Origin of the sequence: Solimonas fluminis (assembly GCF_002930645.1) — a bacterium.
In the GTDB taxonomy this organism is placed as follows: Bacteria; Pseudomonadota; Gammaproteobacteria; order Nevskiales; family Nevskiaceae; genus Solimonas_A; species Solimonas_A fluminis.
The window spans coordinates 541338-566623 of the sequence record NZ_PSNW01000001.1 but is presented as its reverse complement, the minus strand read 5'-3'; the positions used below and the strand labels follow the sequence as shown (position 1 = coordinate 566623).

The following is a 25286-nucleotide window of genomic DNA, read 5'->3' as shown; positions in this document are numbered from 1 at the left end:
CGGGTCGCCGTACTACCCGAACCCAAGCAGCAAAAACATGAATGAAGTCAATCTCCAAGGCCGCCGGATCGCGGTGCCCGAATCGCGCGAGCTGGACGTTTTCGCCGGCCTGCTGGAGCGCCGCGGCGCCCAGGTCCTGCGCTGCCCGCTGATCGACATCCTCGATGCCCCGGACCCGGCGCCGGTCCTGGCCTGGATCCGCGCCTTCAATGCCGGCTCCTGCGACGACCTGATCCTGTTCACCGGGGAGGGCCTGCGGCGGCTGCTGGGGGCCATCGAGCGCCACGAGCCGGCCCTGCGCGAGCCCTTCGTCGCCCGCCTGGGGCAGGTGCGCAAGATTTCGCGCGGGCCCAAGCCGGCGCGGGTGCTGCGGGAACTGGGCCTGCGGCCGGAACTGATGGCCGAGCCGGCCACCACGGCCGGCGTGATCGACCTGCTGCGCGGACTGCATCTGGAGGGGCGCCGCGTCGGCGTGCAGCTCTACGGTGCCGAGCCCAACCTGCCGCTGATGGAGCACCTGCGGGTGGCGGAGGCGACAGTGCTGCCGGTGGCTCCCTACGTCTACGCCGATGCCGCGGCCGATGCGGAGGTGCTGGCGCTGATCGATCGCCTGGACCTGGGTGAACTGGATGCGATCGCCTTCACCAGCATGCAGCAGGTGGAGCGGCTGTTCCGCGTGGCCGACGGCTCGGGCCGGCACGACGCGCTGCTGCGCGGCCTGCGCCGGGTGGTGGTGGCCTCGGTGGGGCCGGTGGTAGCGGACCTGCTGGCGGCCCGCGGCATCGACAGCCAGGTGATACCGGCCGACAGCTTCTACATGAAGCCGCTGACGCAGGCATTGGTCGAGAAATTGGGGCGATAGGCGCATAGGTCGTGGGCGCGGCCTCGGCCGCGATCTTTTCCGCACCGTCGAATCGCGGCCAGGGCCGCTCCCGCCAGGTCTCAAGCCGCTTCTGTCGCGCGGACTTCCGCCAGCAGTTTCTTGAGCTCCGGCACGCAGGAGCCGCAGTTGCCGCCGGCCTTGAGGCAGCCGGTGATCTCGGCAGGGGTCTTGAGGTTCTTGTCGCGGATCGCCGCGCAGATCGTGTTGCGGCCCACGCCGAAGCAGGAGCAGACGGTGGGGCCGGTATCCGCGCCCTTTTCCAGCGGCTCGCCCACCAGCAGGCCGACGCGGTCGATCTCCTCCAGCTGCTCCTTCACGAACAGGCTGGCCAGCCAGGCGCGCGAGGGCAGGTCGGGGCGCGGCGAAATGAATACGCAGCATTCGATGCGGTCCTCCACCACCAGTGCGGCGCGGTAGACGCCGGCGCTGCGGTCCTCGTACTCGATCCAGTCCGCTTCCGGGCCCTCGGCACCGAACAGGCTGCGCGCCCAGGGGCTGCGGTCCAGCGACTTGTCGCGGCCGGCGATTTCGTAGCGCAGGAACTGGCGTCCCTGGATGCGCGTCCACCAGGTGGTGTTCTCCATCGCCAGTTCGTGGCGCGATAGCACGAAGCCGTGCCAGAGCACGCGGAATTCCTCCACGCGCACCGGCGTGTGCTTGAACTCCGGCTCGCCGGAGATGGGGTCCACGATCGGGTTCACCAGGCTGCCGACGCGGGCATCGGAGGCGAACTGGCCGTTCCAGTGGATCGGCACGAAGACGTTGCCGCGCGGGATGCCGCCGCCGTGCTGCACGCGCGCCACCAGCGAGCCCCAGCGGGTGGCGACGCGGGCCAGCTCCCCGGCACGGACGCCGGACAGCAGCGCGTCCTGCGGGTGCATGTCCACGAAGGGTTCCGGGATGTGGTCGGCCAGCTTCGGCGACTTGCCGGTGCGGGTCATGGTGTGCCACTGGTCGCGCACGCGGCCGGTGTTGAGGATCAGCGGATACTGCTCGTCCGGCGCATGGGCCGGCGCGCGCACCGGAGTCGGCACGAAACGGGCCTTGCCGTCGGCATGGAAGTAGCGCCCGTCCTCGAACAGCCGGGCGGTGCCGCCGGAGGCGGTCACCGGCCATTGCACCGGTGCCAGCGCGTCGAATCCCGCGGCGCCCAGCCCGACGAGCCCGCCGAGGTCGAAGCAGCGGCTGCCCTCGTTGCGGTACGCGGACAGGCGGGCATGCTCGTCGAACACGGCATGGACATCCTCGAAGCCGAAACCGGAGTAGCCCATGCGCCGGGCCACGTCGCAGATGATGTCCCAGTCCGCGCGGGCTTCGCCGGGCGCGGCCAGGAACCGGCGCTGGCGCGAGATGCGGCGTTCGGAATTGGTGACGGTGCCGTCCTTCTCGCCCCAGCCCAGCGCCGGCAGCAGCACATGGGCGAAGCCGTTGGTGTCGGTCTTTTCGATGATGTCGGAACTGATCACCAACTCGCACTTCTCCAGCGCGCGCTTGACCTGGTCGGCGTCCGGCAGGCTGACCACCGGATTGGTCGCCATGATCCACACGGCCTTGACCTTGCCTTCCTCGATCGCCTTGAACAGGTCCACCGCCTTGAGGCCCGGCTTGTCGGCGATGCGAGGCGAGTCCCAGAACTCCTGGACGATGTCGCGGTGCCGGGCGTTGCCCAGCTCCATGTGCGCGGCCAGCATGTTGGCCAGGCCGCCGACCTCTCGGCCGCCCATGGCATTGGGCTGGCCGGTGATCGAGAAGGGGCCCATGCCGGGCCGGCCGATGCGGCCGGTCAGCAGGTGGCAGTTGATGATGCTGTTGACCTTGTCGGTACCCGCGGAGGACTGGTTGACGCCCTGCGAGAACGCGGTGATGACCTTCTCGGTTCGGGCGAACAGCCGGTAGAACTCCAGCAGGTCGGCCTCCCCGATCCTGCAGGCGCGCGCCACGGAGCGCACGTCGCCGGCGGTGTTGTCGGCGATGGCCATGGTGCGCGCCAGGTCGGCGGTATGCCGCTCGACGAAGCCGGTGTCCATCACCCCATGCTGGTGCAGGAAGGACAGCAGGCCGTTGAACAGCCAGACATCGGTGCCGGCCTTGACCGGCAGGTGCAGGTCGGCCAGCTCGCAGGTGGCGGTGCGGCGCGGGTCGATCACCACCAGCTTCATCTCCGGCCGTGCTTCCTTGGCCTTGGCGATGCGCTGGAAGATGATCGGATGGCACCAGGCGGTGTTGGAGCCCACCAGCACGACGAGGTCGGACTGCTCCAGGTCCTCGTAGCAGACCGGCACCAGGTCCTCGCCGAAGGCACGCTTGTGCCCGGCCACGGCGGAGGACATGCACAGGCGGGAGTTGGTGTCGATGTTGGCGGTGCCGACATAGCCCTTCATCAGCTTGTTGGCGACGTAGTAGTCCTCGGTCAGCAACTGCCCGGAGACGTACAGCGCCACCGCGTCGGGGCCATGCTGGTCGATGATGCGCCGCAGGCCGCCGGCCACGCGATCCAGCGCGGCATCCCAGCTGACGCGCTGCCCGTCCACCTTCGGGTAGAGCAGGCGGCCGTGCAGGTCCACCGTCTCCCCGAGCGCCGAGCCCTTCACGCAGAGCTTGCCGTAGTTGGAGCCATGGCCCTCGTCGCCGGCGACGTCGAGTTGGCCGTCCGGGCGGGTGCTGGCCTTCACCCCGCAGCCCACGCCGCAGTACGGGCAGGTGGTGAAGGTGGTGGCGGCGGCGGAAAGGGGGGCGGGCAAGGTCACGTCTTGGGTCGTTCTAGGCGGCGCGCGGTTCGCAGTAGGCCTGTCCGAAGAGCAGGCGGCTGCGCAGGCTGGCGATGTCGGTCTTGTTCTGGATCAGCTCGAAGTACCAGGGGCCGTCCTTGACGTCGCCGTACAGCACGGCGCCGATCACGCGGTTGTCCTTCAGCACGAGGCGCTTGTAGACCCCGCGGCGCGGATCGCGCATCACCAAGTCCTCGCTGTCGGCGTTGCCGATGAAATCGCCGGCCGAGTAGAGGTCCACGCCGGTGACCTTGAGCTTGGTGGCGGTGGCCTGCTGCACGTAGCGCGAGTGGCCGAAGCCGGCGAGGTGGGTGGCGCAGACGCGCGCCTGGTCCCAGATCGGTGCCACCAGGCCGAACAGGGCCTTGCGATGCTGTACGCATTCGCCCACGGCGTAGATGCGCGGGTCGAAGGTCTGGAGGGTGTCATCCACCATGATCGCGCGGTCGCACTGCAGGCCGGCGCTCCTGGCGAGATCGATGTTGGGGCGCACGCCGGCGGTCATCACCACCAGGTCGGCCGGAATCTCGCTGCCGTCCTTGAAGCGCAGCGCGGTGACGCGGTCGGGGCCGACGATCTCCGCGGTATTGGCATTGAGCATGATGCGCAGGCCCTTGCGCTCCAGCGAGGTCTTCAGCAGGGCCGCGGCCGGCTTGTCGAGCTGGCGCTCCATCAGGCTGTCCATGACGTGAACCACGGTCACGTCCATGCCCTGGCGCAGCAGGCCGTTGGCGGCCTCCAGGCCCAGCAGGCCGCCGCCGATCACCACCGCATGCCGGTGGTTGCGGGCCGCTTCCAGCATGGTTTCCACGTCCTGGATGTCGCGGAACGCAATCACGCCCGGCAGCTGGTGGCCCGGCACCGGAATGATGAAGGGCTTGGAGCCGGTGGCCAGCAGCAGGCGATCGTACGGCAGTTCCACGCCCGACTTCGAGTACAGGGTGCGGCGCGGGCGGTCGATCTTCACCACCGGGTCGCCGGCATGCAGGGTGATGCCGTTCTTGGCGTACCACTCGCGCGTGTTCAGCATGATGTCGTCGACGGTCTTTTCACCGGCGAGGACGGGGGACAGCAGGATGCGGTTGTAGTTGCCGTGCGGCTCGGCACCGAACACGGTGATGTCGTAGAGATCGGGAGCGAGCTTCAGCAGCTCCTCGACGGTGCGCATGCCCGCCATGCCGTTGCCGACCACCGCAAGCTTTGGCTTCGAAGTGCTCATGGGTTCCTGTTGCCCCCCGGCGGGAGAATCGTCCGTCGCACGATACCGGCCCTTTGATAACGGTCCGCGCGGCGGGACGACCTCCCGCTTGGGTGCTCAGTGTGCGGCGACGAGGATTTGCCCGTTCTCGATGCGCGCGGGGTAGGCTCGCACGGAGTGCTCGGGTGCTTCCAGGCATTCGCCGGTTTTCAGATCGAAGTGGTGCTTGTAGATCGGAGAGGCGACGACGACGCGATCGCCCAGGCTGCCGATCAGGCCGCGGGACAGGACCGAGGCCTCCGAGTTCGGATCATAGTTGGAAATCGCGAAGATTCCCTCACCCGTTCCGACGCGGAACACCGCCACGGCCTCCTCGCCGACCAGGGCGCAGACGCCGGTGTTCGGCACGATATCTTCAACGGCGCAGACCGGGACCCAGGTGCTCACGTTGCGGTCGCCATCCATGTTCATGTTCCTATAGAGCCTATTCATGATTCAGATGCGCACGCGACGGCGTGCCACTTTTGTGTCCCGCTGCCCCTATCGACGCGCGGTGTACTCGAAGTGCATAAGCGGCGATAGGGAACGCGGGGCGCGAAAATGGCCCCGTCCCTCCGGGTTGCGCCGGAAATCGCGCCATGGGGCGTCGACCGCTGCTTGTCTGGAACCACCAAACCTCGCATCGGCCGACTTGCCTGGCGCGATTTCTGGCGGCAACGCGTGTGCGTCTGACTCATGAATAGGCTCTATGCCGCCTTCACCACGACGGGGATGCTTTCCAGCTTCGACTTCTTCTCCTCGGGCGTCGCCGGCCGGATCTGGCCGCGCTCCTCGATGAAGACGACGTTGCTGTCGGCCTTGTCGCTGTTGACGAAGGTGCGGAAGCGCTTACGGGACTCGGGATCGGTGACCGCCTTCTTCCACTCGCACTCGTAGGTATCGACGACGTGCTGCATCTCGGCTTCCAGTTCCGCGGCGATGCCGAGCTTGTCGTCGATGATGACGCCCTTGAGGTAGTCCAGGCCGCCCTCGAGGTTCTCGCGCCAGGTGCTGGTGCGCTGCAGCCTGTCGGCGGTGCGCACGTAGAACATCAGGAAGCGGTCGATGTACCGGACCAGGGTGGCCTTGTCGAGGTCGCTGGCGATCAGCTCGGCGTGACGCGGCTTCATGCCGCCGTTGCCGCAGACGTAGAGGTTCCAGCCCTTCTCGGTGGCGATGATGCCGACGTCCTTGCCCTGCGCCTCGGCGCATTCGCGGGTGCAGCCCGACACGGCGAACTTGAGCTTGTGCGGCGCGCGCAGGCCCTTGTAGCGGTTCTCGATCTCGATCGCCAGGCCCACCGAATCGTCGACGCCATAGCGGCACCAGGTGCTGCCGACGCAGGACTTCACCGTGCGCAGGGACTTGGCATAGGCATGGCCGGTCTCGAAGCCGGCGGCGATCAGCTCGTCCCAGATCAGCGGCAACTGCTCCAGTCGGGCGCCGAACAGGTCCACGCGCTGGCCGCCGGTGATCTTGGTGTAGAGGCCGTACTTCTTGGCGACCTGGCCCACCGCGATCAGGCCGTCGGCGGTGACTTCGCCGCCGGGCATGCGCGGCACCACGGAGTAGGTGCCGTCCTTCTGGATGTTGCCCAGGAAATAGTCATTGGAATCCTGCAGCGCCGCGTGCTCCTTCTTGAGCACGAAGTCGTTCCAGCAGGAAGCGAAGACGCTGGCGGCCACCGGCTTGCAGATGTCGCAGCCCAGGCCCTTGCCGTGCTTCTCCAGCAGGGTTTCGAAGGTCTTGATCTGGCCAACCCGCACCAGGTGGTAGATTTCCTGGCGCGAATAGGGGAAGTGCTCGCAGACATGGTTGTTGACCGCCATGCCCTGCTTCTTCATCTCGGCCTTCATGACCTGGGTGGCCAGCGGCACGCAGCCGCCGCAGGAAGTGCCGGCACGGGTCGCGCTCTTGATGGCGCCGATGGACGTGGCGCCCTCGCAGACCGCCGCGCAGATCTGGCCCTTGGAAACGTTGTTGCAGGAACAGATCTGGGCGGAGTCGGGCAGCTTGTCCACGCCCAGCGCCGGTTTCCTGCCGCCGGAGTCCGGCAGGATCAGGAACTCCGGCGATTCCGGCAGCTCCATCTTGTTGAGCATCATCTGCAGCAGGGTGCCGTATTCCTCGGCATCGCCCACCAGCACGCCGCCGAGCAGGTACTTGCCGTCCTCGGACACCACCAGCTTCTTGTAGACCTGCTTGCGCTCGTCGTTGAACTGGTAGACGCGGCTGCCCGGGGTGTTGCCCATGGCGTCGCCGATGCTGGCCACGTCCACGCCCATCAGCTTGAGCTTGGTGCTCATGTCGGCGCCGGTGAACTCGGCGACCTGGCCCAGCAGGTGTTTGGCGGCGACGCGGGCCATGTCGTAGCCCGGGGCCACCAGGCCGAAGATGCGGCCCGACCACAGGGCGCATTCGCCGATGGCGTAGACGTCCGGGTCCAGGGTGCGGCAGAAGTTGTCGATCACGATGCCGCCGCGTTCGCCGACGCCCAGCTGGCAGGCCCTGGCCAGTTCGTCGCGCGGGCGGATGCCGGCGGAGAACACGATCATGTCGGTGTCCAGATGGCTGCCGTCCGCGAACTTCATGCGGTGGGTGCCGGCCTCCCCATCGACGATCTCGACGGTGTTCTTCTGGGTGTGGACGGTGACGCCCAGTTCCTCGATCTTGCGGCGCAGGGTGCGGCCGCCACCGTCGTCGACCTGCACCGCCATCAGGCGCGGAGCGAATTCGACGACATGGGTCTGAAGGCCCATGTCGCGCAGCGCCTTGGCGCATTCCAGGCCCAGCAGGCCGCCGCCGATGACCACGCCGGTCCTGGAGCGGGCGCCGCATTCCTTCATGCCCTCGAGGTCTTCGATGGTGCGGTAGACGAAGATGTCCTTGCGGTCCTTGCCCGGCACCGGCGGCACGAAGGGATAGGAGCCGGTGGCCAGCACCAGCTTGTCGTAGTGCAGGGTCTCGCCGGTGGAGACCGTGATGGTCTTCATGGCGCGGTCGATCGCGCTGGCGCGGGCGTTGAGCTTGAGCAGCAGGCCATCGCGGCCGAAGAAGTCCGGCGCCACCAGCGACAGATCCTCGGCGGACTTGCCGGCGAAGAACTCGGACAGATGCACGCGATCGTAGGCGGGGCGCGGCTCCTCGCAGAGCACCGTCACTTCCAGGTTCGGCAGCCCGGCTTCGGCCAGCGACTCCAGGAACTTGTGGCCGACCATGCCATGGCCGATCACCACGATTTTCTGCTTCTGCACCATCTTGCCTCGTCCTTCTTTTGGGTAACTAAAAATAAGCAAACAACATGCCACTTATAAGTGGCTGATTTTTTGTTGTTAAGTGGATGCGATGTGTCAAGCTGGTGCGGAAGCCTGCGCCGGCCTGGGGCGTCGGGGCCCTGGCGGAGGGCATTGATCAGCCCACTGCCAGTGCAAGCGCTGCACCGGCATGCCCGCGCTCTGCGCCGCCCTGGTGCAGGAAGCGCAGGATCGCCGCGCAGGCGCGGTGGTATTCGCCGTCCTCGGCGAGCTTCAGGCGCTGCCGGGGGCGCGGCAGTTTCACGTCGAGGATCTCGCCGATGGTGGCGGCCGGGCCGTTGGTCATCATCACCACGCGGTCCGACAGCAGCACGGCCTCGTCGACATCGTGGGTGACCATCACCACGGTGCACTTCAGCTTGGCCTGGATTTCCATCAGGGAGTCCTGCAGGTTGGCGCGGGTCAGGGCGTCGAGCGCGCCGAAGGGCTCGTCCATCAGCAGCACCTTCGGCTCCATCGCCAGGGCGCGGGCGATGCCGACGCGCTGCTTCATGCCACCGGAGAGCTCGTGCGGACGCTTGTCGCGGGCCTTGGCCAGGCCCACCAGTTCCAGCGCGGCCTCGGTGCGCGCCTTCAGCTGGGCGGCGGTCTCCTGGGCCCCGAAGACCTTCTCCACCGCCAGGTGGATGTTGCCGTAGGCGGTCAGCCAGGGCAGCAGCGAATGGTTCTGGAACACGACGGCGCGCTCCGGACCCGGGCCAGCCACCTCGCGGCCATTGAGCACCACGCCGCCGGCGGTGGGTTCCACCAGGCCGGCGATCAGGTTGAGGACGGTGGACTTGCCGCAGCCCGAGTGGCCGATCAGCGACACGAACTCGCCCTCGCTGACCTTGAAGTTGACGTTGTCCAGGGCGCGGAACAGGCCGCGCGGGGTACGAAACTCGACCGAGGCGTGGTCGACCTGCAGATAAGGGGTCATGGGTGAACTCCGTTGGGTTCGAGGCCTGGGCGGAAGCCGGCTCTCCGGTGAAAGGAGAGGGGATCGCCGGCGGAGCCGGCTTCCGCCGGGCTTTTCATTGATGGCGGTAATCGAAGCGCTGGGCCAGCTTCGCCATGCCGGCTTCGAGCGCGAGGCCCACCGAGCCGATGACGACGATGGCGACGATGATGTGGCTCATGTTGAGGTTGTTCCACTCGTCCCAGACCCAGAAGCCGATGCCGACGCCGCCGGTGAGCATCTCGCTGGCCACGATCACCAGCCAGGCGATGCCGAGCGCCAGCTTGGCCCCGGTCAGCACGTAGGGCACGGTGGCCGGCAGCAGGATCTTGGTGAAGATCTTCCACTCGGAGAGCTGCAGCACGCGCGCCACGTTCATGTAGTCCTGCGGCAGCGCGGCCACGCCCATCGCGGTGTTGAGGATCATCGGCCAGATGCTGCAGATGAAGATCACGAAGATCGCCGCCGGGTCCGCCGCCTTGAACACCGCCAGGCCGATCGGCAGCCAGGCCAGCGGCGATACCGGCCGCAGCAGGCTGATGACCGGGTTGAAGGCCTTGGACAGCAGCGAGAAGCGGCCCAGCAGGAAGCCCAGCGGGATTCCGACCAGGGCGGCCAGGCCGAAGCCCAGCGCCACGCGGCCCAGCGACTTCAGCACGTTCCAGCCGATGCCCATGTCGTTCGGTCCCGCGACGTAGAACGGATCCGAAAACAGCTCGACGGCGGCAAGGAAGGTGGCACGCGGTCCCGGGAGATAGTCGGAAAACGTGGACACCAGGGCCCAGACGCCCACCAGCACGGCCAGGCCCATGATCGGCGGCAGCACGGCCTTGCCGGCCGCGGCCAGGCCTCCCGCGATGCGGGAGGCGCGGCTCGGGCCGGATTCTGGCGGCGGCGGGGTGTTGGCGGCGGCGGGGGCGGTGGTCACGGTGTCGGGCTCCACGGCTTGCAGGCGGATGACGGCGCTCATGGTCTCTCCGGCTCAGGCCTTGATCGCGAACCCGGTCGCATAGGCCGCCGCCTTCGCGGGATCGAAGACGGTGCCGTCGAACAGGGTTTCGGTCTTCAGCGGGTTGGCGGGCACCGGCACGCCGATGCTCTTGGCCGCGGCGGTGTAGAGATCGACCTGGTTGATCTGCTTGGCCACGGCCAGGTAATCCACGTCCTGCTTGAGCAGGCCCCAGCGGCGATGCTGGGTCAGGAACCACATGCCATGCGACAGGTAGGGGAAGTTCACCTCGCCGTCGTTGTAGAACTTCATGTAGTCGGGGTCCTGCCAGGATTTGCCCAGGCCGTCCTCGTACTTGCCCTGCATGCGGCCCAGGATGACCGGCGGGGGCGCATTGACGTAGGACTTGCCGCCGATGATCTCCGAGACCTTGGCGCGATTGGCCATCGCGTCGATATGCCGGGACGCTTCCAGCACCGCGCAGATCATGGCCTTGGCGGTGTTCGGGTACTTGGTCACGAACTCCTTGGTCGTGCCCAGCACCTTCTCCGGATGGTTCTTCCAGATGCCCTGGGTGGTGGTGGCGGTGAAGCCGATCTTGTCGAAGATGGCGCGCGCGTTCCAGGGTTCGCCCACGCAGTAGCCGTCCATGTTGCCGACGCGCATGTTCGCCACCATCTGCGGCGGCGGGATGACGATGGTCTTGACGTCCTTCATCGGATCGACGCCATTGGCCGCCAGCCAGTAGTACAGCCACATGGCGTGCGTGCCGGTGGGGAAGGTCTGGGCGAAGGTGTACTCGCGCTTCTTCTGCGCCACCAGCTTCTTCAGCTGCTCGCCGTTGACGGCGCCTTCCTCCTTCACCTTGTTGGACAGGGTGATGGCCTGGCCGTTGTGGTTCAGGCCCATCAGCACCGCCATGTCCTTCTTCGGGCCGCCGATGCCCAGCTGCACGCCGTAGACCAGGCCATAGAGCACATGGGCGGCATCGAGCTGGCCCAGCACCAGCTTGTCGCGTACCGCCGCCCAGCTCGCTTCCTTGGATACGGTGACGTTGAGGCCGTACTTCTTGAACAGGCCCAGTTCGGAAGCCATCACCACGCTGGCGCAGTCGGTCAGTGGGATGAAGCCGATGGTCAGGTCCGGCTTCTCGATGGGGCCGATGTCGGCCGCCATCGCCCGGGACGGCACGGCCATCGACCCGCCGGCGGCGATGCCGGCGGCGGCCATCAGGGTGTGCTTGAGGAAATCGCGGCGCGACAGCTCGGCGTTGTTCATGCCCGCCGCGGATCGTTCGATAAGGTTCACGTCTTTGTCTCCTTGGGGATTCGGCTGCGGTCAGAACTTGTATTCGACCCAGGCCCAGTACTTGGTCACGTCGCCGCGGATGGCTGAGGCCGCCGCCACCGGTGCGTCGTCCTCCCCGCTGTACTTCGCATACTTCAGGCCAATGCCGATCTGGTCGTTGAAGGGGCGGGTGGCCTGCAGGTTGATCTCGTCGCCGTAGTCGTTGCTGCCCTCGTCGGCGTCGTACTTGCTCCAGCGTGCGGTCAGGGCGACCTTCTCCACGGTGCCGGTCAGCATCACGTAGAACTCCTTGATGCCGGCGGCCGGCGTGACCAGGAAGAGGTCGGCCCAGCCCTGGAAGGCATGCAGCGTCGCCAGCGGGGTCTGGAAGGCGTAGGCGCCGCCGTTGCTGCCCAGCAGTTCATAGCCGAGCTTCACCCCGGCCACCTGCTTGTAGGCCAGCCCCAGTTCCGCCAGGCGGTAGCTGGCGTCCACCAGATCGGTGGAATCGGCGTACTCGGACTGCCGGGCCAGTTCGAAGGCATAGCTGACGCCGTAGTCCTGCACCGGGACGGTGCCGCTGACACGCAGGCCGATGGTGCGCGAGTCCGCGGTGGCGCTGGCTTCCGGCGCCAGCGGCGGCTCGAAATCGAGCAGGTAGCCGTAGGCGCTGGCAGAAAGGGCCTTGGAGTGCGTGTAGTTGAAGTGGATGAACTGCGCCTTGACGTCGCGGTTGTTGTCCACGTCCGGCGCGGTGGCCGAGTTCCAGGACCGGAAGGAATTGACGTTCGAGACCCAGGCGTAGTCGAAGGTCGTCTTGGGCAGGAAGGTGTTGGTCAGCAGCACGCCGTCGTAGGTCTGCTCGCGCTGGCGCCAGCCGACATTGCCGATGAAGCGCGCGTTGTCGAAGACGATGCGCTGGCGGCCGTACTTGACGGTGGTCTTCAGCGGGCCGGCGTAGCGGAGCCAGGCCTGGTTGACCTCGTTGCCCTCGGGATCGGCGACGACCGGGTACTCCGGCTTGCCGGCCGAGTTGCTGGTGTCGTCGTAGTCCTTTTCGCCGAGAGCGCTGAGGTTCTCGAATTCCAGCTGGGCATCGAGCCCGTTCCACTTGCCCGTGGTATAGCCCAGGCGGCTGCGCAGGGTCAGCGACTTGGCGTCCTCGGTCTTGGTCGCCGGGTTGGTCTGGTCCACATTCTCGTAGCGCAGTCGCATGTCGAGATTCGGTGTGCCGCCGGATATGGCGTACGGCAGGTTTTCCAGAGGATCCGCCGCGGCCGCCGCCGACAGGCCGAGGTGGGCGATGGCCAGGGCCATCAAGGTTTTGCGGACAAACGACTCCCTGCTGCTGCAACGCTGCATTTTTTAAGTCCCCAGTGACTTGGCCCGGTCGGCGTTGACCGGAAAATAAAAAAGGCGCCTGCGCGGTCTCCCGCACAGGCGCCATTGCCCGAACTGCATAGCTGTTGATGTCTGAGGTTCGCCCGCCCTTGGGATGGCGCCTCGCGGCACCGCCTCGACAGTGGAATCAGATGAGCAAGCGGCGTGCCAACCTTGGCTAGGCCTTTCCGAGAATGTCGCGGGCGACCTCGACCAGCTTCATGCCGGAGTCCATCGCCATGCGCTGCATGCGCTTGTAAGCCCCGGCTTCGCCGAGCTTTTCGCGCTCCATCAGGCGGCACTTGGCCAGGTCGATCGTGCGCCGCTCCTCCATGCGCTGGCGCGCCGTTTCGAGGTCGCGCTGCAGCTGGCGTGTGCCATTGAAGTGCGCCACCGCGGTTTCCACCAGTGAGCGCGCCGCGATCGGCGAGAGCTGGGGCACCACGTAGAAGCTGACGCCGGCCAGGGCGGCCTCGCGGATCATGTCGTGGTCCGCGCTGGTGGCGAACATGACCATCGGCTTGGGCGTGTTGCGCGCAATCAGTGCAAGGTGCTCCAGGCTGTCGCGCGCCGGCGAATCCGCGGCGATGATGACGGCGTCCGGCTGCAGCTCGCGCGTGTGCTTGTAAATGTCGGAGGTTCCGGCCACGAATCCAAGCACTTCGAAGCCGCCCTCGACCAGGACCTTCTCCAGCGCCTCCGCCTGCTCGGGGCGCGTATCCACAACCAGTACTCTCATGGGTCAGCGCGACGTTGCGCGTTCCTGTTCCTTCCCGCTGGGCCGCGCGCCATTGCGCGGTCCGGTAACTGCTACCTGTCTACGCCCACGAAAAAGGGCGCATGAATCGCTGCTCGCAAGAACAGCGCCATGCGCCTCGGTACCGCTTGGGATCAGGCCGCCTGGGGTTCCGCGCTGGCCGGCGCGGCCGCCTGGGCGGCCGCACGGGCGGCGAGCGCTTCCTGGTAGAGCTTTTCCTCGCGCGACTTGTGTTCGCTGCTGAAGCGCACCGCGATGGCGCAGACCGCCGAGATCGTCACGCAGATGCCCAGGATGTGCAGGGTCTGCTGGGCGTCGCCGGTCCCCTTCATCAGGAAGCCCGCCGCCACCGCGCCGACGTTGCCGCCCGCGCCGATGATGCCGGCGACACCGCCCAGGGCCTTGCGGTCGATGAAGGGCACCAGGGCATAGGTGGCGCCGCAGGCCATGTGGGTGAACAGGCCGAAGGTGATCATCGCGACGATCGCCATCCCCACGCTGTCCATCGAGGCGAACCACAGCAGGCCCAGGCCCTCGCCCACGATCAGGGCGAACAGCAGGAGGGTGCGGCCGTCCAGGCCCTTGGCCTTGGCCACGCGGTCGGACACGATGCCGCCCAGGGCGCGGGCGAACAGCGCCAGCAGGCCGAAGCTCCCGGCCGCCAGGCCTGCGGTCTTCAGGTCCAGTTCGAACTTGTCCACGTAGTAGAGCGCCGCCATGTTGTGGATGAAGATCTCCACGCCGAAGCAGGCGCCATAGGTGACGAACAGCAGCCAGACGCGGTAGTTGGCGCAGGCCTGCTTGAAGCTGGCCCAGCCGCCGCCCTTGCCGCCGGTGATCTCGATGCCCTGGGCGCGCAGTTCCTGGAAGTTGCCCTCCGGGCAGTCCTGGGTGTATCGCCAATAGAGGAAGGCCATGACCAGCATCAGCACGCCGGGTACCAGCATCGACAGGCGCCAGCCGAAGGCCTTTTCCACGCCGAAGCTGAGGATGGCCGCCAGCACCAGCGGCATTACCGTCTGGGTCACGCCGCCGCCGGAGTTGCCCCAGCCGGCAGCCGCCGCGTTGGCGGTGCCGACCACGTTCGGCGCGAACATCACCGAGGTGTGGTACTGGGTGATGACGAAGCTGGCGCCGATCGCACCGATGCACAGGCGAAAGAACAGGAAGGTTTCGTAGTTCTGCGCGAAGGCGACGCCCAGGACCGGGATCGACCCTACCAGCAGCAGGCCGGTATAGGCCTTGCGCGGTCCGAACTTGTCGCAGAGCGGCCCGATGATCAGGCGCACGATGATCGTCACCGCGACGGCGGCGATGTTGATGTTGGCGATCTGGTCCTTGGTCAGGCCGAACTCGCCCTTGATCACCGGCATCAGCGGCGCGATGGCGAACCAGGCGAAGAAGCAGACGAAGAATGCCATCCAGGTCAGATGGAAGGCGCGCATCTGCGGCGAGCCGAAGCTGAAGAGGTTGATGCGGGTGGCTTTGGCTGAAGCGATCATGGCAGGCTCGATGCGAGGTTTGCACCGGCCTGACGCAATGCTTATGCCAAATCTGGAAAAGTCCCTGCCATGTTGGCGTTTCCTGTTTCAAGACAGAAGCTTGTGAAGCAGCCCTGAGTCTGCGGGAGCCTCCGTGGCTTTCCGCCGCCGCACCGCGCAGGTGCGCCGCGCACCGACATGGCGGTGCAGGAGGGCACCGTTTGCGTGCCGTCCTGCACCTTGCTGTTTCAGCTTCGCTCGACCAGGTCGTCGAGTTCCACGTTCAGGGCGCGCACCGACAGCTGGATCTCGCGCAGCGACAGCGCCAGCGAGGCCAGCATCAGCAGCAGTGCCAGAGCGAACAGGCCGACCGCCAGGGGCTGGTGATCGATCAGGACTCCGAACAGGCTGGCCGTGCAGGCCAGCAGGCTCATCACACCCAGGGCCTGGGTATGGCGCAGCAGCGCCAGGCGCAGCCGCAGGTTCTCCACCTGCAGGCGCAGGCGCGGATGCGGCTCCTCCCGGTAACGCGCGATCAGGTGGCGCGCCAGGCTCGCCAGTCCCAGGAACCGGTTGGTGTAGGCCAGCATCAGCAGGGAAATGGCCGGGAACAGCAGTCCGGGGGTGGAGTAGGTCAGCGGGGTCATGGCGCCTTGGGCTCGGATCCGGCGCCACTGTACCTTGCTGGCCGCCCCTAGGGGGGCGGCAGCCCGAAACGCAGCAGCAGCGAGCGGCGCGAGGTGGCCAGCAGGAACTCCGACTGCTCCGCCGTGGGCATGGCGCGCGCCATGCCCAGTGCCCCCGCCATTTCGGCCAGCAGTGAGGCGGCGGCCTGCCGCGGGGCGGGGGTGCCGATCCCCTGCAGCAAGGCGGCCATGCGGGCGCAGACCGCCTCGATGCCCGCCGCGAAGGCGGAGCGCGCGGCACCGGAGAGGTGCGGCGCCTCGGCGCAGAGCGCGGGAATGGGGCAGCCATGGGCGCGGTCGTCGCGGTGGCGTCGCGACAGGTAGAAGCCGATGTAGCCTGCCAGCGCCTCGCCGGGCGGCTTCTGTCCGGTGTACTCGTCGATCTTGCATTCGATGTCCGCGAACATCGCCTTCATCGCCTCGGCGACCAGCTCGTCCTTGGATTTGAAGTGGGCGTAGAAGCCGCCGTGGGTGAGCCCGGCCTTTCCCATGATGGCGGCGACGCTGACGCCTCGCGGACCCTGGGCGCGGATCGCGCGCGCTGCCTCCTTCAGCAGCAGCGCGCGCGTGCGTTCCTTGTGTTCGGCGTCGTAGCGCATCGGCTGATCCTACCCGCGGTATCCTCAGGCCGCTTCCAGGATCGTGGCGATGCCCTGGCCGCCGCCGATGCACTGCGTGGCCAGCGCGTAGCGCTTGCCCTCGCGCTTGAGCAGCTGCGCCGCCTTGCCGGTGATGCGCGCCCCGGTGGCGCCCAGGGGGTGGCCCAGGGCGATGGCGCCGCCGTCCAGGTTCACCTTCGAGCGGTCGATGCCCAACTCGCGCAGGCAGGCTGCGGCCTGGCTGCCGAAGGCCTCGTTGATCTCGACGATGTCGATGTCCTCGACCGAAAGGCCGGCCCGCTCCAGCGCCTTGCGCGTGGCCGGCACCGGGCCCATGCCCATCACCTCGGGGCCGCAGCCCGCCACCGCCACCGCGCGGATGCGCGCCAGGATCTCCAGGCCATGCTTCTTGGCGAAGTCCTCGGAGCAGACCAGTACCGCGGCGGCGCCGTCGGTCAGCGGCGAGGCGGTGCCGGCAGTGACGCTGCCGTCGGCGCGGAATGCGGGCTTGAGTGCCGCCAGGCCCTCCAGCGTGGTCTGCGGGCGCAGGCATCCGTCGCTGTCGACGACGCCCTCCGCGGTCTGCACCGCCACGATCTCGCCGGCCAGGCGCCCCTGTGCCTGCGCCGCCGCTGCCTTCTGCTGCGACTCCAGCGCCAGTTGCTCCTGCTCCGCGCGCGCTACGCCGTAGCGCTGGGCCACGTTCTCGGCGGTCTCGCCCATCGTGATGTAGGCCTCGGCCTCGAACTCCGGCTGCTCCACGCCCGGCTGGCGGAAGCGCGGGTTGGGGGAGGCGTTGAAGCCGCCCTGCGGCACGCGGGTCATCGACTCCACCCCGGCGCAGATGAAGGCCTCGCCGGCACCGATGGCGATCTGGCCGGCGGCGATGTGGATGGCGTTCATCGAGGAACCGCAGAAGCGGTTGACGGTGGCGCCGCCGACCGACTGCGGCAGGCCCGCCAGCAGGCCGGCGATGCGGGCGATGTTGCTGCCCTGCTCGGCCTCGGGATAGGCGCAGCCCATGACGACGTCCTCGATCAGGGCGGGGTCGAGCCCGGAGCGCTCCACCAGGGCCTTGATGGCCACGGCGGCGAGGTCGTCCGGGCGCACGCCGGCGAGGCGGCCCTTGCGCGCGAACTGGAAGGGGGTGCGGACATAGCCGGCAATGACGGCGTGGGTCACGGCTGTTTCTCCTGCAAGGGGAAGGGGGTTAACCGGCGTAACTCGGGGGCTGGGCGTTGAGGCCCGCCTTCACCTGCCGGCTGATGTCGTCGGCCAGGGCCTCGATCTGGCCGGCTTCCAGCGCGGCGAGGGCGCTGGCGGCGACGTCGGCGGGCGAGGCCTTGGGAGCCTCCACGCCGGCCACCATGTCGGTATCGATGTAGCCGGCGTGCACGCCGACCACGGCGGTACCCTGTGCCTTGAGCTGGAGGCGGGTGGCGTTGGTCAGCGCCCAGGCCGCGGCCTTGGAGGCGCTGTAGCCGCCGGTGCCGGGCAGGGCGACCCAGCTGAGCACCGACAGCATGTTGATGATGCCGCCGCCGCCGTTGGCGGCCAGCACCGGGGCGAAGGCGCTCGTGGTGTGGGCGATGCCGTGGTAGTTGGTGTCCATCTGGCGGCGGGCATTGGCCTCGGCCTCGACCGCGTTGTCGCCGTCGCCCAGGAAGATGCCGGCGTTGTTGATCAGCAGGCTGACGTCGCTGCAGGCGGCCGCTGCCGCCGCGGCTTCCTCGGGCTTGGTCACGTCGAGCTTCACCGGGATCACGCCGGGCAGGGTGACCGTGGCAGGGTCGCGGGCGGCGGCATAGACCTTCTTCGCCCCGCCGGCCAGCAGCGCCTTGGCGAAAGCCAGTCCCAGACCGCGGTTGGCGCCGGTGACCAGCGCGACGGAACCCTTGATCTTCATGGCGACGCTCCTGCTCTTTGGATGATGATCATCATATTATGGGCGTCATGCAATGGAATCAAGGGCCCTGCGATATCGCGGGACATGCCGGCACCTCTCCCTCATACCACGGTGACTTCCTGCAGTCGCCAGCGGGAGAGGAGCCTTCCGACCGTTGGGGGCCATGCCGGCGGGAGGTTGATGGGCCGGCTGACTCCCGCCGCCCACCCGCGACGCCGGATCCCCTCAACGCTGCTCCGGGCTGGGCTTCGCCAGCGCCCGCCACATCATCTCGAACAAGGGTGCGGCATTGGCCGTCAGCGATTCCTTCATGCCGCGGTGGATGTACATCTGCACCAGGCGGTTGGTGAAACCCATGACGAAGTCGAGCAGGTACTTCTCGTCCACGTCGTCGGCCAGGATGCCGCGCTCGCGGCCCTCGGCCAGCACCTTGATGAAGGTGTGGAACAGCTCCGGGTTGTGGTAGTGCTCCTGCTTGCGCCAGGTGTTCACGTACACCGAGCTCATCTGCAACTGCATCACCTTGGGATTCTTCTCGTAGAAGTCCAGGCTCACCCAGAACACCTTGCGCAGGCGCTCCTTGTAGTCGGCGATGCCCTGCAGGTGATCGAGCATGCGCACGGCCAGCATCTGGAGCCAGACGTCGAGGCAGGAGAACAGCAGGGCTTCCTTGCTGCCGTAGTACTTGTAGAGCGTCTGCAGGGAGACATTGGCGCCGCGGGCGATCTCGATCAGGCCCACGCGGTGGAATTCGCGCTCGGAGAAGATGTCGAGCACGGTCTGCTCGATGCGGGCGCGGGTCTCGGGGTCGAGTCCCGCGCGGTCGGCCACCACGGATTCGGTTCTGCGCATATACGACTGTTCAGTAATGGTTGTTACTAGGGAAACGCCTGTGCACCATACGCAGCCGTATTGACCGGGCGGGAGCACGCCAGTAAGCTCGGGCCGCTTTCAATCCAGCCGGCAGGGCCTTCTGCCCTGCCATGCCAATCCACGTTCCCGATCGGCTGATGGTAATTTAAATTACCAGTCGCCGCAACGAGGTCTCCATGAGCGAAGCATTCATCTACGACGCGGTGCGCACGCCGCGCGGCAAGGGCAAGAAGGACGGCAGCCTTCACGGCGTCACGCCCATCCACCTGGTCGGCAACCTGCTGACGGCGCTGCAGCAGCGCAACAACCTCGACACCTCCAAGGTCGACGACGTGGTGCTGGGCTGCGTCACGCCGGTGGGCGAGCAGGGCGCGGACATCGCGCGCGTGGCCGTGCTCTACGCCAACTGGGCCGAGAGCGTCGCGGGCGTCACCCAATCGCGTTTCTGCGCCTCGGGCCTGGAGTCGGTGAACATCGCCGCGCAGAAGGTCATGTCGGGCATGGAAGACCTGGTGGTGGCCGGCGGCGTCGAGAGCATGTCGCGCTGGGCCATGGGCTCCGACGGCGGCGCCTGGGCCATGGACCCGCGCGTCAACCACCTGACCGGCTTCGCGCCGCAGGGCATCGGCGCCGACCTGATCGCCACGCTGGAAGGCTTCTCGCGCAGGGATGTCGATACCTTCGCCGTCCAGTCGCAGCAGAAGGCCGCCAAGGCTCGTGCCGAGGGCCGCTTCGCCCGGTCGCTGGTGCCGGTGCGCGACCTCAACGGCATGGTCGTGCTGGACCATGACGAATTCATCCGTCCCGAGGCCACGGTCGAGGGCATGGCGGGCCTCAAGCCCTCCTTCGAGCAGATGGGCGCGATGGGTTTCGACGCGACCGCCCTGCGCAAGTACACCACCGTCGAGAAGATCGACCACGTGCACCACGCCGGCAACAGTTCCGGCATCGTCGACGGTGCCGCGCTGATGCTGGTCGGCAGCAAGAAGATCGGCAAGAAGCTGGGCCTGAGGCCCCGCGCACGCATCGTGCAGACGGCGGTGATCGGCTCGGAACCCACCATCATGCTCACCGGCATCGGCCCGGCCTCGAAGAAGGCCCTGGCCCGCGCCGGCATGAATGCCGGCAACATCGACCTGTTCGAGATCAACGAAGCCTTCGCCGCCGTGGTGCTGCGCGCGCAGCGCGACCTGGACATCGATCCGGCCAAGGTCAACGTCAACGGCGGCTCCATCGCCATGGGCCATCCGCTGGGGGCCACCGGCTGCGCCATCCTCGGCACCCTGCTCGACGAACTGGAGCGCCAGGACAAGCAGTTCGGCCTGGCCTCGCTCTGCGTCGGCGCGGGCATGGGTATCGCCACCATCATCGAGCGTCTCTAACCGAACTCCTGTGGGAGCCGGCCTGCCGGCGACACTGCCCCGGCAATCGCGGCAAGCCGGCTCCTACGAAAAGAAGGAAAGCACCATGAGCGTCAATTTCGAAAAAGACAACGACGGCATCGTTACCCTCACGCTGGACATGCCGGGCCGTTCGATGAACGTGCTCAACGACGAACTGAGCCAGCCGCTGGCCGAGGCCATCGGCAGGATCGAGGGCGATGCCTCCATCAAGGGCGTGATCGTCACCTCCGGCAAGAAGGAATTCCTGGCCGGCGCCGACATCGAGAAGGTGTTCGCCATCACCGATCCGGCCGACGCCTTCAAGCTGGCCGAGGACTACAAGGGCTTCCTGCGCCGCCTGGAGCTCTGCGGCCGCCCGGTCGTGGCCGCGCTCAACGGCACCGCGCTGGGCGGCGGCCTGGAACTGGCGCTGGCCTGCCACTATCGCATCGCCATCGACGATCCCAAGGCCCAGTTCGGCCTGCCGGAGGTAAAGCTGGGCCTGCTGCCCGGCGGCGGCGGCACGCAGCGCCTGCCGCGCCTGATCGGCATCCAGCCCTCGCTGCCGCTGATGCTGGAAGGCAAGGAGCTGAAGGCTTCCGACGCGAAGAACGCCGGCATCATCCATGCCCTGGCCCGCGACCGCGAGGACCTGCTGGCGCAGGCCAAGGCCTGGTGCCTGGCCAATCCCAAGCCGGTGCAGCCCTGGGACGACAAGAAGTTCAAGTGGCCGGGCGGCGACGCCAAGGCGCCCGCCAATGGCCAGCTCTGGGCCATCGCCCCGTCCATGGCCAATGCCAAGACCTACGGCAACTATCCGGCGCCGATCAACATCATGGCCAGCGTGTTCGACGGCGGCATCACCGACTTCGACACCGGCTGCCGCAGCGAATCGCGCTATTTCGCCAACTGCGTGGTCTCGCAGGTGTCGAAGAACATGATCGGCACGCTGTGGTTCCAGCTCAATGCCATCAACAAGGGCAGCTCGCGACCCGAGGGCGTGGAGCGTTCCACGGTGAAGAAGCTCGGCATCCTGGGTGCCGGCATGATGGGCGCGGGCATCGCCTACAGCTCCGCCAAGGTCGGCATCGAGGTGGTGCTGCTCGACACGACACAGGAGGCCGCCGACCGCGGCAAGGCCTACTCCAGCGGACTGCTCGACAAGGACCTGAAGAAGGGCCGCCTGACGCCGGAGGGCAAGGACCAGTTCCTGGCCCGCATCAAGGCCACCACGAGCTACGACGACCTCAAGGGCTGCGACCTGGTCATCGAAGCCGTGTTCGAGGACCGCGCGATCAAGGCGGACGTCACCAGGAAGGCCGAGGCGCAGCTGGCCAGGACCGCGGTGTTCGCCTCCAACACCTCCACGCTGCCGATCACCGGCCTGGCCGAAGCCAGCGAGCGCCCGAAGAACTTCATCGGCCTGCACTTCTTCTCGCCGGTGGACAAGATGCCGCTGGTCGAGATCATCGTCGGCAAGAAGACCAGCAAGGAAACGCTGGCGCGCGGTTTCGACTACGTGCAGCAGATCAAGAAGACGCCGATCGTGGTCAACGACTCGCGCGGCTTCTACACCTCGCGCTGCTTCGCCACCTACCCGATGGAGGGCATGACCTTGCTGGCCGAGGGCCAGCACCCGCGGTCCATCGAGATGGCCGGCCTGCAGGCCGGCATGCCGGTGGGCCCGCTGGCGGTGCAGGACGAGGTTTCGCTGTCGCTGTCGCTGCACGTGCTGGAGCAGACGCGCAAGGACTTCGCCGCCGAGGGCAAGACGGCGCCGGAACACCCGGGCGTCGCGGTGGTCGAAAAGATGGTCAAGGTGCTGGACCGCCAGGGCAAGAAGGCCGGCAAGGGCTTCTACGACTACCCGGCCGGCGGCCAGAAGTCGCTGTGGAAGGGCCTGGCCGAGCAGTTCCCGCTGAAGGAGCAACTGCCGCAGCAGGAGCTGATCGATCGCCTGCTGTACGCGCAGGCCAACGAGGCGGCCAAGTGCTACGAGGAGGGCGTCGTCACGGCCGTGGGCGACACCAACATCGGCTCGATCTTCGGCTGGGGCTTCGCGCCGCACCAGGGCGGCGCGCTGCAGTTCATCAACGCCGTCGGCGTAGCCCAGTTCGTGAAGCGCTCGAAGGAGCTGGAAAAGAGATACGGCGAGCGCTTCAAGCCGGCGAAGCTGCTGGTGAAGATGGCCAAGGAAGGCAGGCGCTTCGAGTAAGGCACGAGTAATGCAGTTGGGGGCGGTGACCTGTTTCATGCAGGCGCCGCCCTTGCGTTCATGGCGAGCAGCCTCGTGAGCGTGGCGAGCGTGCGCATCGAGTCCCCTGCCGGGGCCCCTCGATACGCGATGCTTCGCGATGCGACTCGGGGTGAGCGATTTGTCGCCATGGGCCGATGGAAGTCCTTTCACATTGGAGTCCCCCCATGTTTGGTTTGTTGATGAAGTGGATGCAGGCCCGGAAGATGCTGCCGCAGATCTCCGATACGGAGCGGCAGGCCCTGGAGGCCGGCAGTGTCTGGATCGACGGCGAATTCTTCGGCGGCAATCCCGATTTCGCGAAGATGCTCAAGGAAACCTACGGCCAGCTCAGCGCCGAGGAACAGGCCTTCATCGACGGTCCGCTGGCCGAGCTCTGCCGCATGCTCGATCCCTACGAGATCGCCCGCACCCGCGTGGTGCCGCCCGAGGCCATCGAGTTCATCAAGAAGCAGGGCTTCATGGGGCTGATCATCCCCAAGGAATACGGCGGCAAGGAGTTCTCGCGCCTTGCCGTGTCCACCATCATGCATACGCTGAGTCCGTACTCCTTCGTGGCAAGCGTGTTCGTGGTGATCCCGAACTCGCTGGGCGCCGGCGAGCTGATCCACCACTACGGTACCGACGCGCAGAAGCAGCACTACCTGCCGCGCCTGGCTTCGGGCGAATACGTGCCCTGCTTCGGCCTGACCGAGCCGACCGCCGGCTCCGATGCCGCCAGCATCAGGGCTGAAGGTGAAGTGTTCAGGGACGCGGATGGCCAGGCGAAGATCCGCCTCAACTTCCGCAAGCGCTACATCACGCTGGCGCCGGTGGCCAACCTCTGCTCCATCGCCTGCCAGCTGCACGATCCGCAGAACCTGCTGGGCAAGGGCCAGCACCCGGGCATCACCGTGGTGATGGTGCACAAGGGCACGCCCGGGTTCGCCAACGGCGACCATCACCTGCCCATCGGCGAGCCGTTCTACAACGGCCCGCTGATCGGCAAGGACGTGGTGGTGCCGGTGGACAACATCATCGGCGGGGCCGAGTACGCCGGCCTGGGCTGGAAGATGCTGATGGAACAGCTCGCCGGCGGCCGCGCCATCTCGCTGCCGGCGGGCGCCATCGGCGGCATGAAGCAGGCCGCCGCCGTGGTCGGCCCGTACTCCGTCGTGCGCCAGCAGTTCGGCATGTCCATCGGCCAGATGGAAGGCGTGCAGGACAAGATCGGCAAGATCGCCGCGCTGACCTACATGTGCGAGGGCTCGCGCGTGTTCGCCTGCTCGGCGGTGGATCGCGGCATCCAGCCGCCGGTGACCTCCGGCGTGCTCAAGTGCTACACCACCGACCTTTCGCGCGAGCTGATCACCGACGCCATGGACGTGTTCTCCGGCGCCGGCGTCATGCAGGGGCCGAACAACATCCTCGGCTCGGGCTTCTCTTCCTCCCCGGTGGGCATCACCGTGGAAGGCGCCAACATCATGACGCGCACCCTGATGATCTTCGGCCAGGGCGCCACCCGCTGCCATCCGTACGCGCTGAAGGTGGTGGAGGGCGTCGAGACCGACAACGTGCCGCTGTTCCGCCGGAACCTGGTGGGCTGGATCGGCCACTTCATCGCCGGCATCGTCCGCAGCGCGGTGCGCGGCTGGACCCGCGGCCTGACGGTGAACGTGCCCGACGTGGCGGTGGAGACGCGCGGCTACTACCGCCGCCTCGGCTGGTCGGCGGCGCGCTTCGGCCTGCTGACGGACCTGGCCATGTTCTTCATCGGCGGCAAGCTGAAGATGCGCGGCAAGCTCACCGGCCGCTACGCCGACGCGCTGGCCTGGCAGCTGCTGGCCTTCTCGGCCCTGCGCCGCTTCGAGGCCGAGGGCCGCCGTCCGGAGGACCTGCCGCTCGTGCGCTACTCGGTGGAATACTCGCTGGCCCAGGTGCAGAAGGCCTTCGAAGGCATCTATGCCAACTTCAACGCGCCGGTGCTGGGTGCGGTCATGCGGACCGTCGGCTCCTGGTGGCTGCGCCTGAACCCGGTGGGCAAGCTGCCGGCCGACGACCGTTCCGCCGCTGCCGCCCAGACCATCCAGCGCTACGACGCGCAGTACCGCCGCCTGACCGAAGGCGTGTTCGTGCCGGCCGGGGGCAAGACCGCCTCCAGCCGCCTGCTGCAGGCCTTCCGCCTGCTGGCCGAGGCCGAGAGCGCGCTGTCGCGCATCGCCCGTGCCCAGCGCGAGAAGAAACTGGCCCGCGGCGCCGCCGCGGAGGTGGCGCCGAAGGCCGCGGAACTGGGCCTGATCAGCGCGCAGGAGGCAAGGCTGGTGGGCGAGGCCCAGGCCGCGCGCCTGGAAGCGATCGAGGTGGATGTGTTCAAGCCGGAAGCGTTCTTCGCCACGGCCAATGCCGAGGCGGGTCGCGGCTTCAGGCTGGCCGCCAACGGCTGATCGCCCGCCTGAGTCAAAGGAAGCCCCGGTCCGCCGGGGCTTCTTCTTTTGCGCGGAGTTCCGCTTCCCGCTGCGCCGGAGCTTCTGCCCGGTAGTGGGCGGGGAGGAAATTGCCTTAGTCTTATGCACATTCCAGGGGAGTCCGTCGCGGCAGCATGAAAAAGGGAAAG

The 25286-nt window shown here is 67.4% G+C and carries 19 protein-coding genes; 4 read left to right on the top strand and 15 right to left on the bottom strand.

Annotated features, from left to right (window positions below; genetic code table 11):
* The first annotated feature begins 37 nt into the window (after positions 1-37).
* Positions 38-862: a uroporphyrinogen-III synthase gene (locus C3942_RS02605; protein ID WP_104228763.1), complete on the top strand. Its 825-nt coding sequence runs from the start codon at positions 38-40 to the stop codon at positions 860-862.
* 80 nt (positions 863-942) lie between these two features.
* Here C3942_RS02605 and C3942_RS02600 read toward each other — a convergent pair whose 3' ends face one another.
* The 15 genes from C3942_RS02600 to C3942_RS02530 all read right to left on the bottom strand — a co-directional run bounded on the left by C3942_RS02600 (position 943) and on the right by C3942_RS02530 (position 19036).
* Positions 943-3630: a nitrate reductase gene (locus tag C3942_RS02600; RefSeq protein ID WP_104228762.1), complete on the bottom strand. Its 2688-nt coding sequence runs from the start codon at positions 3628-3630 to the stop codon at positions 943-945.
* A gap of 13 nt (positions 3631-3643) precedes the next feature.
* Positions 3644-4870: an NAD(P)/FAD-dependent oxidoreductase gene (locus C3942_RS02595; protein ID WP_104228761.1), complete on the bottom strand. Its 1227-nt coding sequence runs from the start codon at positions 4868-4870 to the stop codon at positions 3644-3646.
* A 96-nt stretch (positions 4871-4966) separates the two neighbouring features.
* The gene (gene nirD / locus C3942_RS02590) at positions 4967-5314 is read right to left on the bottom strand and encodes a nitrite reductase small subunit NirD (protein ID WP_104229004.1); all 348 of its coding nucleotides are present in this window, start codon (positions 5312-5314) and stop codon (positions 4967-4969) included.
* A gap of 281 nt (positions 5315-5595) precedes the next feature.
* Entirely contained in the window at positions 5596-8142 is a 2547-nt protein-coding gene (gene nirB, locus C3942_RS02585) for a nitrite reductase large subunit NirB (protein WP_207765949.1), read from the bottom strand.
* Positions 8143-8299: 157 nt separating this feature from the next.
* Positions 8300-9121 carry an ABC transporter ATP-binding protein gene (locus tag C3942_RS02580; RefSeq protein WP_104228759.1) on the bottom strand — a complete coding sequence of 274 codons (822 nt, stop codon included), beginning with the start codon at positions 9119-9121 and terminating at the stop codon, positions 8300-8302.
* A gap of 94 nt (positions 9122-9215) precedes the next feature.
* The gene (gene ntrB / locus C3942_RS02575; protein ID WP_104228758.1) at positions 9216-10109 is read right to left on the bottom strand and encodes a nitrate ABC transporter permease; all 894 of its coding nucleotides are present in this window, start codon (positions 10107-10109) and stop codon (positions 9216-9218) included.
* A 12-nt stretch (positions 10110-10121) separates the two neighbouring features.
* Positions 10122-11366: a CmpA/NrtA family ABC transporter substrate-binding protein gene (locus C3942_RS02570; RefSeq protein ID WP_104229003.1), complete on the bottom strand. Its 1245-nt coding sequence runs from the start codon at positions 11364-11366 to the stop codon at positions 10122-10124.
* A 60-nt stretch (positions 11367-11426) separates the two neighbouring features.
* A complete protein-coding gene (locus C3942_RS02565; protein ID WP_165797291.1) occupies positions 11427-12692 on the bottom strand; it encodes an alginate export family protein in 1266 nt (421 codons plus the stop codon).
* Between the two features lie 241 nt (positions 12693-12933).
* Positions 12934-13494: an ANTAR domain-containing response regulator gene (locus C3942_RS02560; protein ID WP_104228756.1), complete on the bottom strand. Its 561-nt coding sequence runs from the start codon at positions 13492-13494 to the stop codon at positions 12934-12936.
* Between the two features lie 152 nt (positions 13495-13646).
* The gene (locus tag C3942_RS02555) at positions 13647-15014 is read right to left on the bottom strand and encodes a NarK family nitrate/nitrite MFS transporter (protein WP_207765947.1); all 1368 of its coding nucleotides are present in this window, start codon (positions 15012-15014) and stop codon (positions 13647-13649) included.
* Between the two features lie 227 nt (positions 15015-15241).
* Positions 15242-15640 (bottom strand): DUF2721 domain-containing protein, encoded by a 399-nt coding sequence (locus tag C3942_RS02550; protein ID WP_104228755.1) that lies wholly within the window; start codon positions 15638-15640, stop codon positions 15242-15244.
* Between the two features lie 47 nt (positions 15641-15687).
* Positions 15688-16278, bottom strand: coding sequence for a TetR/AcrR family transcriptional regulator (locus C3942_RS02545; RefSeq protein WP_104228754.1), 591 nt, complete (start codon positions 16276-16278; stop codon positions 15688-15690).
* Positions 16279-16302: 24 nt separating this feature from the next.
* On the bottom strand, positions 16303-17460 hold the full coding sequence (locus tag C3942_RS02540; RefSeq protein ID WP_104228753.1) for a thiolase family protein: 1158 nt from the start codon (positions 17458-17460) through the stop codon (positions 16303-16305).
* Between the two features lie 28 nt (positions 17461-17488).
* Positions 17489-18184 (bottom strand): SDR family oxidoreductase, encoded by a 696-nt coding sequence (locus C3942_RS02535; protein ID WP_104228752.1) that lies wholly within the window; start codon positions 18182-18184, stop codon positions 17489-17491.
* A 225-nt stretch (positions 18185-18409) separates the two neighbouring features.
* The gene (locus C3942_RS02530; protein WP_243393491.1) at positions 18410-19036 is read right to left on the bottom strand and encodes a TetR/AcrR family transcriptional regulator; all 627 of its coding nucleotides are present in this window, start codon (positions 19034-19036) and stop codon (positions 18410-18412) included.
* A gap of 197 nt (positions 19037-19233) precedes the next feature.
* On the opposite strand from C3942_RS02530, the gene C3942_RS02525 reads away from it, so the two are divergent.
* From C3942_RS02525 to C3942_RS02515, 3 genes are all read left to right on the top strand, one after another.
* Positions 19234-20439, top strand: a complete 1206-nt coding sequence (locus tag C3942_RS02525) for an acetyl-CoA C-acetyltransferase (protein WP_104228751.1) — start codon at positions 19234-19236, stop codon at positions 20437-20439.
* 85 nt (positions 20440-20524) lie between these two features.
* On the top strand, positions 20525-22654 hold the full coding sequence (locus C3942_RS02520; RefSeq protein WP_104228750.1) for a 3-hydroxyacyl-CoA dehydrogenase NAD-binding domain-containing protein: 2130 nt from the start codon (positions 20525-20527) through the stop codon (positions 22652-22654).
* A gap of 206 nt (positions 22655-22860) precedes the next feature.
* A complete protein-coding gene (locus tag C3942_RS02515; protein WP_104228749.1) occupies positions 22861-25116 on the top strand; it encodes an acyl-CoA dehydrogenase in 2256 nt (751 codons plus the stop codon).
* The last annotated feature ends 170 nt before the right edge of the window (positions 25117-25286 follow it).